At 38.1% G+C, this 13,657-nt stretch carries 14 protein-coding genes; all 14 read left to right on the top strand.

The genetic code is table 11. The features are described from left to right. The coding region (locus tag ACFIMQ_RS04700; protein WP_375616487.1) for a YadA-like family protein at positions 1 to 628 on the top strand (628 nt) is incomplete at its 5' end. Next, positions 625 to 1,221, top strand: a complete 597-nt coding sequence (locus tag ACFIMQ_RS04695) for an invasion associated locus B family protein (RefSeq protein ID WP_375616486.1) — start codon at positions 625 to 627, stop codon at positions 1,219 to 1,221. The genes ACFIMQ_RS04700 and ACFIMQ_RS04695, both read left to right, overlap by 4 nt. A gap of 939 nt (positions 1,222 to 2,160) precedes the next feature. Continuing rightward, positions 2,161 to 3,471, top strand: a complete 1,311-nt coding sequence (locus ACFIMQ_RS04690; RefSeq protein ID WP_375616485.1) for a Ppx/GppA phosphatase family protein — start codon at positions 2,161 to 2,163, stop codon at positions 3,469 to 3,471. A 29-nt stretch (positions 3,472 to 3,500) separates the two neighbouring features. Next, positions 3,501 to 4,229 carry an RlmE family RNA methyltransferase gene (locus ACFIMQ_RS04685; RefSeq protein WP_375703501.1) on the top strand — a complete coding sequence of 243 codons (729 nt, stop codon included), beginning with the start codon at positions 3,501 to 3,503 and terminating at the stop codon, positions 4,227 to 4,229. A 198-nt stretch (positions 4,230 to 4,427) separates the two neighbouring features. After that, positions 4,428 to 5,453, top strand: a complete 1,026-nt coding sequence (obgE, locus tag ACFIMQ_RS04680; RefSeq protein WP_375616483.1) for a GTPase ObgE — start codon at positions 4,428 to 4,430, stop codon at positions 5,451 to 5,453. Position 5,454: 1 nt separating this feature from the next. Beyond that, complete coding sequence (gene proB / locus ACFIMQ_RS04675) at positions 5,455 to 6,594, top strand: glutamate 5-kinase (protein ID WP_375616495.1); 1,140 nt, start codon at positions 5,455 to 5,457, stop codon at positions 6,592 to 6,594. Between the two features lie 45 nt (positions 6,595 to 6,639). Further along, positions 6,640 to 7,896, top strand: coding sequence for a glutamate-5-semialdehyde dehydrogenase (locus tag ACFIMQ_RS04670; protein ID WP_375703500.1), 1,257 nt, complete (start codon positions 6,640 to 6,642; stop codon positions 7,894 to 7,896). Positions 7,897 to 7,925: 29 nt separating this feature from the next. Further along, the gene (locus tag ACFIMQ_RS04665; RefSeq protein ID WP_375703499.1) at positions 7,926 to 8,519 is read left to right on the top strand and encodes a nicotinate-nucleotide adenylyltransferase; all 594 of its coding nucleotides are present in this window, start codon (positions 7,926 to 7,928) and stop codon (positions 8,517 to 8,519) included. Between the two features lie 69 nt (positions 8,520 to 8,588). Further along, entirely contained in the window at positions 8,589 to 9,017 is a 429-nt protein-coding gene (gene rsfS, locus ACFIMQ_RS04660; protein ID WP_375616494.1) for a ribosome silencing factor, read from the top strand. 1 nt (position 9,018) lies between these two features. Beyond that, the gene (rlmH, locus tag ACFIMQ_RS04655) at positions 9,019 to 9,501 is read left to right on the top strand and encodes a 23S rRNA (pseudouridine(1915)-N(3))-methyltransferase RlmH (RefSeq protein ID WP_375616480.1); all 483 of its coding nucleotides are present in this window, start codon (positions 9,019 to 9,021) and stop codon (positions 9,499 to 9,501) included. Between the two features lie 96 nt (positions 9,502 to 9,597). Further along, positions 9,598 to 10,878, top strand: a complete 1,281-nt coding sequence (locus tag ACFIMQ_RS04650; RefSeq protein WP_375616479.1) for a murein hydrolase activator EnvC family protein — start codon at positions 9,598 to 9,600, stop codon at positions 10,876 to 10,878. Further along, positions 10,868 to 12,178, top strand: coding sequence for a S41 family peptidase (locus ACFIMQ_RS04645; protein ID WP_375609170.1), 1,311 nt, complete (start codon positions 10,868 to 10,870; stop codon positions 12,176 to 12,178). Before ACFIMQ_RS04650 ends, ACFIMQ_RS04645 begins: the two co-directional genes overlap by 11 nt. A 39-nt stretch (positions 12,179 to 12,217) precedes the next feature. After that, positions 12,218 to 12,739 carry an RNA pyrophosphohydrolase gene (locus tag ACFIMQ_RS04640; protein WP_375609171.1) on the top strand — a complete coding sequence of 174 codons (522 nt, stop codon included), beginning with the start codon at positions 12,218 to 12,220 and terminating at the stop codon, positions 12,737 to 12,739. A 101-nt stretch (positions 12,740 to 12,840) separates the two neighbouring features. After that, entirely contained in the window at positions 12,841 to 13,410 is a 570-nt protein-coding gene (locus tag ACFIMQ_RS04635; protein WP_375616478.1) for an invasion associated locus B family protein, read from the top strand. The last annotated feature ends 247 nt before the right edge of the window (positions 13,411 to 13,657 follow it).

Below are 13,657 nucleotides of genomic sequence, written 5' to 3'. Positions count from 1 at the left end.
GAACGAGAAGGTCAACGAGGTTGATCATAAGGTAGATAAGCTAGACCAACATGTTAAAGATATTGAAACTGCGGTTACAGATGGAGCTGTTAACTATGACAAAGATGCGGAGGGTAAGAAGACCAATAGCATCACGTTGGTGGGTGGGAATGACAGCGAGCCTGTCTTGATAGACAATGTAGGGGATGGTAAGATTGAGACAGGTTCTAAGGAAGCTGTTAATGGTGGTCAGTTGCATGATTATACTGAAGAGCAGATGAAGATAGTTCTTGACGATGCGAAGAAATATACGGATGATAAAGTTAGTAGTCTTGTCAATGATAGTCTTAACGAGTCGAAATCTTATACAGATATGAAATTTGAGACGTTAAATTATGCCATTGAAGATGTCCGCAAGGAGGCAAGGCAAGCAGCTGCTATTGGTTTGGCTGTGTCTAATTTACGTTACTATGATATACCAGGATCCTTAAGTGTCTCATTTGGTAGTGGTTTGTGGCGGAGTCAATCGGCATTTGCTATTGGTGCTGGTTATACATCTGAAGATGGAAATATCCGCTCGAATGTATCTATTACGAGTGCTGGAGGTCATTGGGGCATAGGCGCTGGGATTACTCTGAGGTTGAGATGATAATAGAGAAAATGACTATTATTATAAAAAAGAGAAATATATTAGTGAAGGTGCTGTTTGCTCTTGCCTTAATAGGCAAGGGCGAAAGCTTTGCTAATGAGAACAATAATACTTATACGGTGCATCCACCGCATTTGTCGGTACCTAAGGGTGAACCTGGTGAAACACGTCGAATTATTATGCAGTTTTATGATTGGACTTTGATTTGTGATGAAAAACAAAAGCTCAAGCAAGGTATATGTAATGTAACACAGACTGTTCATGATCAGGAAGGAAATACCGTTTTTAGTTGGTCTCTTGTTTCTACGACAAATGGTCAAGCAGTAATGCTTTTTCGAACATTGCCAAATTCTGATATAAATGTTCCAATTCAAATGTTTGTGAAAGGTGATAAAAAACCTGTTCTTATTCATTATACACAATGTAATGAAACAGTTTGTTTGGCACAATCATCTATAGGGCCAGTTTTTACTAAACAAATAGAGCAGAACAATAAAGTACGTATTTCCTATAAGCTTAAAGAGGGAAAGGTATTTTCTTTTACTGTACCATTTAAAGGATTAAATGCAGCACTTAATTCTTTGCGTCCTTAGAAACATCGAGTGATTTTAACAAGAGTCATTTTTCATAACTCGTTGTGTTATATTTTTTTTATGTGAATTATAGGATAAGATAAGTAAGAAGTTTTATGTAATATGCTATAGAAGTGATTTCTTCAAAAGAGTAGGAATTTTATGAATATAAAGTCACAATAAGTGATTTATGTGTAATAGAAAATAAAGTTAGAGTTTTTCACAAAGCTTAGAGAGTGATTGCGTTAGTTACTAGAAGTAAAAAATTGTTAGAAATACTCAATTTTAAATAAATAAAAATACGTTTTCCTTACAATAATGAGTAGGCTAAATTTTTTAACTTCATATGGATTTTTAGAGTAATCTGATTAAGCATTAATATTTTTCAATTGAAGTGTTGTAATAATAGATAAATTTATAATCCTAGAGAATTTTTTGAACGATAGTTTTTCTTTGTATTCACGAGATAACAGCTATTGTAGTTGCATTTTGTAGTACTACGGAACTTTTATTCCAATATAATCAAAGTTGTTTCGTCAAACGAGGCTAGTGTGTGGAGAAAGCTATTGAAGAAAAAAGTAAAAATTCTTCTTATAAACTATTTCAATATATAGGTTTTTGTAACATTAGGAGTCAGCAGATAATATGATAGTGCTGGTTTGTTACAATAGAGGTATACTCCGTGATGGTATGAAAAAGAGCATAATTTACAAAAACTGATATGAACGTAAACGATTAATTTATAGTTTTAAGTTCATAAAAAGAAGCATGATTTCATGGAAACGACCAAAAGATTATACAAAAATCTGAATAATGCTAGCGTAGAAAATTTTGATGATAGAAAAAGAAGGAATGGTTTCTTGTATCTATCATTTGATGCTGCTTTGTTGCTTTATTTAGGAGTGAGTAGAAGAGTTTTTGCGTTTATTTATTGGGGGAAACGCTCAAGGGATGAGAGAAATGACCCCGTTAAATTATGGTTCAAAAGAGTCAGAGCGAGGAGAAACATGCAATACTGAAGCAGATCAGTTCTATGATCCGTGTGGTAGTAATAAAAACAATCGTTCTGCATTGTCACGAACAGAGGCACGCTCCATATTTGTTGATATAAAGGGACAACAGAGAAAAAAACATTGTAAACAGAAACAGGTTTTTATTCAATCGGAAACAGCTTTTGAGTTTCATGGTCAGACAATGATAGGAGCTCAAAAAACAAAAAAACTCAAAGCACCTTTTCTTCGACGGTTCCATCCAGTAAAATCTCCATCTCTTTATGCGGCGCTTGATCTGGGAACGAATAATTGTCGTCTTCTTATCGCATCTCCCAGTAAACCTGGATATTTTCGTGTTGTTGATGCTTTTTCTCGTATTGTACGATTGGGAGAAGGTTTAATAAATAACGGTTTTCTTAGTACGCAAGCTATGGATCGTGCGATTGAAGCATTAAAGATTTGTCATTTAAAGTTAAAACAAAGGCATATTAAGCGTTATCGTTTGATTGCAACGGAAGCTTGCCGTTCAGCGGAAAATGGTAGGCATTTTATTCAGCGTGTTTTGGATGAAACAGGTCTTGAATTGGAAATTGTTGATCGGCAAACAGAAGCGCGTTTTGCGGTTACAGGGTGCAGTACGCTTGTTGAGCCAAATATTGATGCAATTGTGCTTTTTGATATTGGAGGAGGATCATCAGAAATTGTTCTTCTTGATGTTTCTCAAAAACGTTCTTTCCGTTTAGCTGGACAGATTATCGCTTGGACTTCTCTTCCTGTTGGTGTTGTTACACTTGCTGAATGTTTTGGAGGAAATAATATTAGTTTAGACGATTTTGAAAAAATGAAAAGCTATGTGCGAAGGTTGTTAAATAATTTTTCAGATCGTCATAAATTAGGAGAGTTAGCTCAAGGTTCGAAGTTTCATCTTTTGGGAACCTCTGGTACAGTTACGACTTTAGCAGGAATGTATCTTAATTTAGAGCGTTATGATAGAAGAAAAGTGGATGGCATTTGGATGAATGATGCAGACATTACTCTTATGACAAAACGCCTATTATCATGGGATATAGAAAAACGCGTAATAAGTCCTTTTATTGGGCGAGAGAGAGCAGATTTAGTTTTAGCTGGTTGTGCAATTTTAGATGTTATTCGAGAAGTTTGGCCAAGTCAGCGTTTAAGGGTTGCTGATCGTGGATTAAGGGAAGGAATTTTGATAGAGCTGATGTTACGCGATGGTGTATGGTGTCGTCATAGAAAGAGCAGAGATTTCAAGCGTTAGAGAATTAAATATGGAGACAATGAATAACGATGAAAAAAACAACAAAAACACCCAAGGGTGGCTATGGAGGTTCAGGGTCACATGAATTATATCAGCGCGTAAAAAAGAAAGCAGGAACCATTAAAGCTTCATCACGGCGATGGTTAGAGAGGCATTTGAATGATCCTTATGTTCATCAATCAAAAGTAGATGGTTATCGTTCGCGTGCGGCTTATAAACTCATTGAAATTAATGAGCGTTATAGTTTTTTGAAAAAAGGCCAAAAGGTTATTGATCTAGGAGCAGCACCTGGGGGATGGTGTCAGGTGGCTGGGCATATAGTAGGGTCAAGTGATGAAAAGCCTAGCGTGGTTGGTATTGATTATTTGCATGTTGATCCGTTGCCTGGGGTTGTGATGCTGGAAATGGATTTTTTACATGCAGATGCACCGCAGAAATTAATTGATGCTTTAGGAACAAAGCCGGATGTTGTGCTTTCTGATATGGCTGCACCAACAACAGGACATCGTCAAACAGATCATTTAAGAACGATTTATTTATGTGAAGTTGCTGCTGATTTTGCTCTTTCTGTTCTAAAACCTGGTGGGCATTTTTTGGCAAAGGCTTTTCAAGGTGGAGCAGAAAACACTCTTCTCACAATACTAAAACAGCATTTTAAAAAAGTCTATCATGTTAAACCACCCGCAAGCCGATCGGAATCAGTGGAGCTTTATCTTTTAGCGCTTGAATTTAAGGGAAAAACAAAAATACAAGAATAGCACCTTCTTTTAAGAAGACTTAACTTTACTTACGTATTTGAAAAAGCTTAACTTTACGTATGTATTTAAGTATGATGATTTTTTCAAATAGTTATTCAGAGATATTTAGAGTTTCTCTGTTAACAATGATGAAAAACTGGTAAAATTAATATATTGCCTATAGAGGTAGAAAGATTGATTCCTCAGTGAGCGCTTCCAATGAAATTTCTTGATCAAGCTAAAGTTTATATTCGTTCTGGTAATGGAGGTTCCGGAGCAGTATCATTTCGCCGTGAAAAATTCATAGAATTTGGGGGGCCTGATGGGGGGAATGGGGGGCGGGGAGGTGATGTCTGGGCGCTTGTTGTTGATGGGCTTAACACGCTGATTGATTATCGCTACCAACAGCATTTTAAAGCAAAAACAGGGGGACATGGCAAGGGGCGTAATATGACGGGTGAGAAGGGTGATGATGTCATCCTTAAAGTTCCGGTTGGGACACAAATTTTTGAAGAAGATAATACAACGTTAATCTGTGATTTAACGGAAGTGGGACAGCGCTATCGCCTTGCAAAAGGCGGGAATGGCGGTTTTGGCAATCTTCACTTTACAACATCGACAAATCGGGCACCGCGTCGTGCAAATCCAGGTTTGTCTGGAGAAGAGCGTGCAATATGGCTTCGTTTGAAGTTAATTGCTGATGCGGGACTTGTTGGTTTACCAAATGCTGGGAAATCGACTTTTTTAGCTTCTGTGACGGCTGCAAAGCCAAAAGTTGCAGATTATCCTTTTACCACTCTACATCCTCATCTTGGTGTTGTACGAATTGATGGTCGTGAATTTGTTTTGGCTGATATTCCGGGGTTGATCGAAGGAGCTCATGAAGGTGTGGGAATTGGAGATCGTTTTTTAGGACATGTGGAACGTTGTCGTGTACTTCTTCATCTGATTTCTGCTCAAGAAGAAGATGTAGCAAAGGCATATCAAATTGTGCGTCATGAACTTGAGTCTTATGGAAACAATCTAAGTAATAAGACTGAAATTGTCGCTTTAAGCCAAATAGATACGCTCACGGTTGACGAGCGTAAAACGAAACAGGAAGCTTTACAAAGAGTAACGGATCAACCTGTTATGATGTTTTCTGCGGTTAGTCGCGAAGGTTTAGAAAATGTGCTGCGTGCTGGTGCACGTATTATTGAAATGTCACGTAAAGAGGAGAACGGTGGGGATAGCAGGATTGATTGAGATGGCTGTTGGATTGCAAAAACTCACACACTATAAACGTATCGTGGTCAAAATTGGATCTGCACTTTTGGTTGATCCTCAGACAGGGTTACGGGTTGAATGGCTTAAAAGCTTGATCAGTGATGTTGTTGGATTACACAAAAAAGGTGTAGAGATATTATTGGTGTCTTCGGGGGCTATTGCTTTAGGAAGGACATTGCTACAGCTTCCTAAGGGGGCTTTGAAATTGGAAGAAAGTCAGGCATGTGCTGCTTTGGGGCAAATTGAGTTAGCGAAAACCTATGGTGATGCGCTTGCTCAACATGGGCTCAAAACAGGCCAAATTTTGCTCACTTTATTTGACACGGAGGAGCGAAGGCGTTATCTCAATGCACGTGCAACGATTGAGATGCTTTTATATTTGGGAGCTGTGCCTGTTATTAATGAGAATGATACTGTTGCGACAACTGAAATTCGTTATGGTGATAATGACCGTTTAGCTGCACGTGTGGCAACAATGGTGAGGGCAGATCTTTTAATACTTTTGTCTGATATTGATGGTCTTTATACAAAGTCTCCCCATAGAGATCCTACGGCTGAATTTATACCTTTTGTTGCATCCATTACGCATGATATCGAAAAAATGGCAGATGTTGCTGCTTCAGAGTTTTCGCGGGGAGGAATGAAGACTAAGCTTGATGCCGGAAAAATAGCTAATGCTGCTGGAACGGCGATGATTATCACCTCAGGCAAACGTATGAATCCCCTTGCTGCAATTGACAAAGGTGAACGCAAGAGTTTTTTTGCGGCAAGTAAGAAATCTGTCAATGCTTGGAAAACATGGATTTCTGGTCATTTAGATCCATCTGGTGTTTTGACGATTGATCAAGGAGCCATTAGGGCTCTTGAAACAGGAAAATCGTTATTAGCAGCAGGGGTTATTAGCGTGGAGGGAAATTTCCAGCGTGGGGATACGGTTGCAATTGTTGGTACAGATGGAGTTGAGATTGCGCGTGGACTTGTAAGCTACGACAAAGATGAGGCTGTACGCATTATAGGACATAAAAGTGAAGAAATTGAAGCTATTCTTGGGTATGAGGCGCGCTCTGCTATGGTGCATCGTAATGATATGATTGTACGTTGCTTGATCAATTCTGTTTAAAAAAGTTACTTTTGTTTTTATTATTTTGGCAGAGTGGATGATACGATGACTTTAGAAGAAAAAATGAAAGATATGGGACAAAAAGCACGCTATGCCGCTGCAGCATTGGCTGTTGCTTCTTCTGAGCAAAAGAACAATGCATTAGAAATGATCGCTTTAAGCCTAGAGGCTTACTCAGATGAAATTTTACGGGCGAATTGTTTGGATTTAGAGAAGGCTGCTCAGAATAATTTGAAAGCAGCAATGATTGATCGGCTTAGATTAGATGAATTGCGTTTGGGTGCAATGATAGATAGTGTTCGTCAAGTTGCTCATTTATCTGATCCTGTTGGGCAGGTCATAAGTGCGTGGACACGTCCCAATGGGCTTCATATAAGTCGTGTAAGAACACCTCTTGGTGTAATTGGCATTATTTATGAGAGTCGCCCAAATGTTACAATTGATGCGAGTGCTTTGTGTTTAAAAGCGGGCAATGCTGCGATTTTGCGCGGTGGTTCGGATAGTTTTCATTCTTCACATGCACTTCATTGTGCGTTGGTACAAGGATTAGAGCGCTCTGGTTTACCTAAAGATGCGATTCAAATGGTTGAAACGACAGATCGCGCTGCCGTTGGGGAAATGCTCAAAGGATTGGATGGAGCGATTGATGTGATCGTACCACGTGGTGGAAAGAGTCTTGTTGCTCGCGTTCAGTCTGATGCACGTATTCCAATTTTTGCCCATTTAGAGGGGCTTTGTCATATTTATATTGATAAATCGGCAGATTTAGATATGGCGCGCAATATTGTTTTAAATGCGAAGTTGCGTCGGACTGGGATATGTGGTGCTGTTGAGACAGTTCTCATTGACAGTCAAGCATTAAAAAAGTTTCTTCCTGTTTTGACGGCTTTACAGGAGAAGGGTTGTGAAATCCGCGCAACAGAGGATATCGCGTTTCTTATGCCAGATGTAAAATTAGCCTCTGAAGAAGATTGGTCACATGAATATCTTGATGCTATTCTTTCTGTTAAAACGGTTGAGGGGGTTGAGGGAGCTATTGCTCATATCAAGCGTTATTCATCAGGACATACGGAATCGGTTATTGCTGAGGATTTGGAAGTGGTGAAGATCTTTTTTAATCATTTAGATTCAGCTATTTTATTACACAATGCATCTACACAATTTGCTGATGGAGGTGAATTTGGTTTTGGAATGGAAATTGGTATCGCAACAGGAAAAATGCATGCACGTGGTCCCATAGGCGTTGAACAGCTAACATCATTTCAATATCATGTTAAAGGAAATGGTCAGGTTAGAGTTTGAAAAGCCCATTTTTTCCATGGAAAAATCGTATGCCACATGTTGAAAGATCTAATGTTGTAGGTCTTTTTGGTGGTTCTTTTAATCCGCCGCATGCGGGGCACCTTCTCGTTGCAAAAATTGCCATTCGGCGTTTACATCTTGATCAGTTATGGTGGATGGTTAGTCCAGGCAATCCTTTAAAGGATTGTACACAGTTACTCCCTTTAGAGGAGAGAATGCGATTAAGTTTTAAACTTATTGACCATCCGAAAATTCGCTTGACAGGTTTTGAAAAAGCTATAGGGAGCAAAGTATCGGTAGATACAATTTTCCATATTCTTACCCATTACAGTGGTGTAAATTTTGTATGGATTATGGGAGCGGATAGTTTTACAACGATACATCATTGGTATCGATGGCGTGATATTGTCTCTATGCTTCCTATTGCGATTATTGATCGTCCTTTAGGCAATAGGTCGGCACTCTTTTCTCCTATGGCACAGATTTATCGCCGATTTCGTTTGGATGAGAGAGAAAGTGGGCGCTTACCTTTTATAAAACCGCCAGTTTGGACTTATTTGCATGGACCTTTATCTTTTCAATCTTCAACAAACCTTCGTTTGGAGAAGAATAATTTTTCTTGAACAATTTATAAGATTCTGCTTCTTTCTAAAGAAGTCTCTTTTTGACATTACACAACGATAAGAAAGGATATTAATCTGAAAAACATTGTACACAAATATTCTTACGATATTAGATCTTCTAAAGAAAAAGAAGTTTTTTCTGTGAATGATAGTCTTGAAATTATTCTCAAGAGTTTAGAAGATATAAAAGCAGAAGATATTGTTGCTATTGATATTCAAGGGAAGTCATCTTTGGCTGATTATATGGTTATAGCTTCAGCGCATTCGCAGCGTCATATATCTTCTGTTGCTGATCATTTATTACGCATTTGGAAAGACAGTGGGCAAGGCCTCGCACGCGTAGAAGGTCTTGCGGGAGGCGATTGGGTATTGATTGATACAGGTGATATTATCATTCATCTTTTTCGTCCGGAAATTCGTCTTTTTTATAATTTAGAAAAGATGTGGCTGACTCCGGATTTAAACAATACAACATCGGTTCTTTTCGGAGATCATTAAAATGCAAATTTCTATTTTTGCGGTTGGTCGTATGAAAAGTGGGGCAGAGCAAACATTGGTTCAACATTATTTGGATCGTTTTTCTAAAAGTTCTGGTGCTGTAGGATTTCATTTAAAAAAGTTACACGAGATATCAGAAAGTCGTGCTCAAACAGCGTGTCAGCGTATGGAGGAAGAGGGGAAGAGACTCATTGAATTTTTGCCTGAAAAATATCAATTAATTGTGTTAGATGAGCGCGGAGAGTCGATTTCTTCAGCTGCTTTTGCTGAAAAATTAGGGTTTTATCGTGATGAAGGCATTCGAGATGTCATTATTGCTTTGGGGGGGCCAGATGGGCATAATGAACAGATAAGAAATCGTGCTGATTTTCTTTTATCTTTTGGTTTTATGACGTGGCCACATCAAATTGCGCGCATTCTTCTTGCAGAACAACTTTATCGTGCTGTAACAATTGCAAATCATCATCCGTATCATCGTTTTTAATATTTTTGTGCAATTTTTAGTACTTATTTATCTATTTATTAATATTGTTTTAGCCGACACCATTTAAAGCATCTTTAATGTATATGATGAGCTGTAATGGTTGTGCAAATGAAAAAGCTTCTTCATAAAAAGATGCAATATTTATATGGGGAATGCGTGATATTTGTGGTATTGCTCTTGAGTATGTTTTTTTGCTTTTCTGCATCGCATGCGGAAGATACAATGAGTAGTACGGCGGCACATAAAGCATTGGGAGAAATTCGCCAAAATATTTCACTTTCGCGTGAGCGTGTTACTATTCTTACGCGTCAAGTTGAGCATTTAAAAAAAGATCAACGTGTTTTGAGTGATGCACTTATAAAAGCGGCTAAAGAAGAACGTACAGTAGCAGATGATATTGCTAAAAGGGAAGAAAAGCTTAAGAAAATGATAGAACAGCGGGTACAAGTCTATCAAAGTTTAAAAAGTCGTCGTGCTGAATTTGCGGAAGTTCTTGCAATTTTGGAACGTATGGGATTGAATCCGCCTCCTGCTCTTATGATACAGCCAGAGGATGTGTTGGCTTCTATGCGTAGTTCTGTTTTATTAGGCGCTGTTATTCCTCAGATGCAAGAGAAAACACGAGATTTAACAGAGAAACTCAAGGAGTTGACCAATTTAAGCAATTCCATTACCATGGAATATACCGCATTAAAGACAAAACTGCAAAATCAAGCAGAGCAGCGAAAACGTCTAGAGCTTTTATTAGACAAAAAAAACAAACTACAAGAAAAATCAGAAAAAGAACTTACAGAACAGCAACAAGAAAATATTTCTCTTGCTAAAAAAGCGCAGTCTTTGGAAGAATTGATTTTAGAGCTTGATCGTCAGTCAAAATTTAGCTCTGATTCATCAATACAGGTACGGAAAAATTTACAATTGTTAGAGCAGTCGAATTTTGAAAGCCGAAAAGGTTCTTTACTTTTTCCTGTTTCAGGGAAAAGAATTCGATTTTCTCATAATAATTCGCAGATTACGCGCTTTGGTGAAACGATTGAAACAGAGTCAGGTGCTGTTGTTATATCACCTGTGGATGCTTTTATTGCTTTTGCTGGGCCATTTCGTTCTTACGGACAGTTAATTATTCTCAATGTTGGAAATGGTTATCATATCATTCTTACCGGAATGTCGAAAATTAATGTAAAACAAGGGCAGTTTGTTCTTTCAGGAGAGCCTCTGGGTATGATGGAGATGCAATTTATTGCGAATAGTGTTGCATTGGATATAGGCAAAACTGCTCCAATGCTTTACATTGAGTTTAGAAAACAGGGAAAACCTATAAATCCAACTCCTTGGTGGCAGACTGAAAAAACGAGAAGGAGCCAAAATGATTCGTAAAGTTATTCTTTTGGTCGCTGGGGTATTGCTCGGCGCCAGTTCAATGATTATGGTGCAGTCTGTTGCTGCAAACAATGAAGGTAATGCGTATAAGCAGTTGGCTATATTTGGCGATATTTTTGAACGTGTTCGTATGCAGTACGTGACGGTTCCAGATGATAAAAAGCTTATCGAAAATGCTATCAATGGTATGCTTACATCGCTTGATCCCCATTCATCTTATATGAATGCTGAAGAAGCCAAGGACATGCGGGATTCTACGAAAGGAGAATTTGGCGGTCTTGGTATTGAGGTCACTATGGAGAAAAACTTAATTAAAGTTGTCTCTCCAATGGATGATACACCTGCTTCAAAAGCAGGTATTTTATCAGGAGACCTTATTTCAAAAATTGATGACGTACAAACGAATGGTCAAACATTGAATGAAGCTGTTAATAAAATGCGAGGGGCTCCTGGAACGCCAATTACCTTGACAATTATTCGTTCTGGCGTTGATAAGCCATTTGAAGTTAAGATTGTTCGTGATATCATTAAAGTGAAAGCGGTGAAATATCGCGTTGAGGGAGACATTGGATATTTAAGAATTATTCAGTTTTCTGAGCAGACATTGGGTAATCTTCTAGCGGCAATTAAAGATATCCAATCTCAAATTCCTGAGGATAAATTAAAAGGTTATGTCCTTGATTTACGGCTTAATCCTGGTGGGCTTTTAGATCAAGCTGTTAATGTTTCGAGTGCTTTTCTCGATAAAGGTGAGATTGTGTCGACTCGTGGGCGCAAAAAGAGTGATGTGACGAGATTTGATGCGAAGCCAGGTGATGTCACTAATGGAAAGCCGCTCATTGTCCTCATTAATGGTGGTTCGGCAAGTGCTTCTGAAATCGTTGCAGGTGCACTACAAGATCATCGCCGTGCAACAATTTTAGGGACGCAGTCTTTTGGTAAAGGATCTGTTCAAACAATTATTCCTTTGGGTGAAAATGGGGCTTTACGCTTAACAACAGCACTTTATTACACGCCATCTGGCACTTCTATTCAAGGAACAGGGATCACACCTGATATTATTGTAGAGCAACCACTCCCTGAAAAATATAAGGGTTATGATGTAAAAGTTGGTGAGTCTGCATTAAAAGGACATATCAAAGGGAAACGGGAAAGTAATAAAGGCTCTGGTTCAGCTGCTTTTGTTCCGAAAGACCCTAAAGAGGATATTCAATTGAATGAGGCTTATAAACTGTTACGGGGTGAAATGGCAAATGCAGCATTCCCACCAGATCCCAATAAGGATATATTAAAGTGAGAAATGATATCTATAGCTTGCACTTTTGAGGAATATTAAATGGATGCGGGTATTAATTTAAAGGCTCTTCCTTATCGCAAATGTGTTGGGATTGTTGTCTTTAATCATGAGGGTAAAGTTTGGGTTGGGCGTCGTTTAATGACGCCTGTTCATGCAGATATTGAAATATCTCATCGTTGGCAGCTTCCTCAAGGAGGGATTGATGAAGATGAAAAGCCATTAGATGCGGCATATCGTGAACTCTATGAAGAAACCGGTATTCGATCTGTAAAGTTGATTAAAGAAGCACAAAATTGGTTCTGCTATGATTTTCCACAAGAACTTGTTGGGTGCACATTAAGCAATAAATATCGTGGGCAAATGCAAAAATGGTTTGCTTTTCAGTTTACGGGAGAGATTTCTGAAATTGCCATTAATCCGCCGCCAGAAGGCAATAAAGCGGAATTCGATCAATGGAAATGGGTTGATCTAGAAACCCTTCCTTTAATTGTTGTTTCTTTTAAAAAGCATGTTTATATGAAAGTTGTTAGCGAATTTCGAGGTAGCCTTCGGTTGTTATAAAAGCTATATGATTATAAGAAAGCTTTTTGTATTGAGATGCTTTATATTAATTTATAAATAATAAATATGTTTCTCTTTTATGTAAAGAACAGGGATATAAAATGAAAAAGTTATTTAATTTACTTATAGTTTGTACTCTTTTGAGTATTTCATCTGTTGCATTTGCAACAGGTTCAAAGCCTTCTGCACCAAAAGATGCAAAAGATGCAGTAGAGACATTACCAAATGGTGCTTCTTCTTTAACTGAAACCTATGGCTTGTGGACCATTAATTGTGGGTTACAAGAAGGAAAAAAAGTTTGCTTTATGCATCGTCAAGAAGTAAATGAGCAAGGGCGTGTTGTTGTGGCTATGAGCCTTATTCTCAATGCTGAGGGTGTTGTATCAGGTAGTTTAACCGTTCCTTTTGGCATTTTGGTTTCTAAACCTGTTCGTTTGCAAGTTGATGAAGGAAAGGCTGTTATTGAAACTGGTATAAGGACTTGTGTGCCAGCAGGTTGCATGGTACCAGTCGTTTTTGACAAAAGTCACGTAGCAGCTTTACGTGCAGGAAAGCAATTAAAGTTGGCGATGACAATTGCTGCTGCAGGTGAACCACCTTTGAATGATTTGTTTGTTCAGCTGAATGGTTTTAGCAATGCTCTTAATCGTTTAACTGCTTTGCAGAAATAATTAAAAGAATAAACTAAAAACGGCCTTTTAAGGCTGTTTTTAGTTTGTACGTTTTTTATATTAATAATTAAAGCGATGAGATTTAAGGTTAATCCTATAAGGAATCTCTAAAGCTTTCAAAGTTCTCAGATTATTTACTATTTTTTCTATTTTTACGCGTTATTTTTAATTGTGATATTTGTTTTCTAGCTTCATCGTCATTAAATAGAGAGATGAAGGATTTGGTTTTTTGTTTTTATTCAAGAAA

Source organism: Bartonella sp. AD13SXNS (assembly GCF_042196465.1).
Taxonomy (GTDB): Bacteria; Pseudomonadota; Alphaproteobacteria; order Rhizobiales; family Rhizobiaceae; genus Bartonella.
The sequence above is the reverse complement of the archived record's forward strand: the minus strand, read 5'-3'. Positions and strand labels throughout refer to the sequence as shown.

Coding starts and splice junctions, on each gene's coding strand:
- ACFIMQ_RS04695 (WP_375616486.1), top strand. CDS start 625: ATGATAATAGAGAAAATGACTATTATTATAAAAAAGAGAAATATATTA.
- ACFIMQ_RS04690 (WP_375616485.1), top strand. CDS start 2,161: ATGACCCCGTTAAATTATGGTTCAAAAGAGTCAGAGCGAGGAGAAACA.
- ACFIMQ_RS04685 (WP_375703501.1), top strand. CDS start 3,501: ATGAAAAAAACAACAAAAACACCCAAGGGTGGCTATGGAGGTTCAGGG.
- obgE (WP_375616483.1), top strand. CDS start 4,428: ATGAAATTTCTTGATCAAGCTAAAGTTTATATTCGTTCTGGTAATGGA.
- proB (WP_375616495.1), top strand. CDS start 5,455: ATGGCTGTTGGATTGCAAAAACTCACACACTATAAACGTATCGTGGTC.
- ACFIMQ_RS04670 (WP_375703500.1), top strand. CDS start 6,640: ATGACTTTAGAAGAAAAAATGAAAGATATGGGACAAAAAGCACGCTAT.
- ACFIMQ_RS04665 (WP_375703499.1), top strand. CDS start 7,926: ATGCCACATGTTGAAAGATCTAATGTTGTAGGTCTTTTTGGTGGTTCT.
- rlmH (WP_375616480.1), top strand. CDS start 9,019: ATGCAAATTTCTATTTTTGCGGTTGGTCGTATGAAAAGTGGGGCAGAG.
- ACFIMQ_RS04650 (WP_375616479.1), top strand. CDS start 9,598: ATGGTTGTGCAAATGAAAAAGCTTCTTCATAAAAAGATGCAATATTTA.
- ACFIMQ_RS04645 (WP_375609170.1), top strand. CDS start 10,868: ATGATTCGTAAAGTTATTCTTTTGGTCGCTGGGGTATTGCTCGGCGCC.
- ACFIMQ_RS04640 (WP_375609171.1), top strand. CDS start 12,218: ATGGATGCGGGTATTAATTTAAAGGCTCTTCCTTATCGCAAATGTGTT.
- ACFIMQ_RS04635 (WP_375616478.1), top strand. CDS start 12,841: ATGAAAAAGTTATTTAATTTACTTATAGTTTGTACTCTTTTGAGTATT.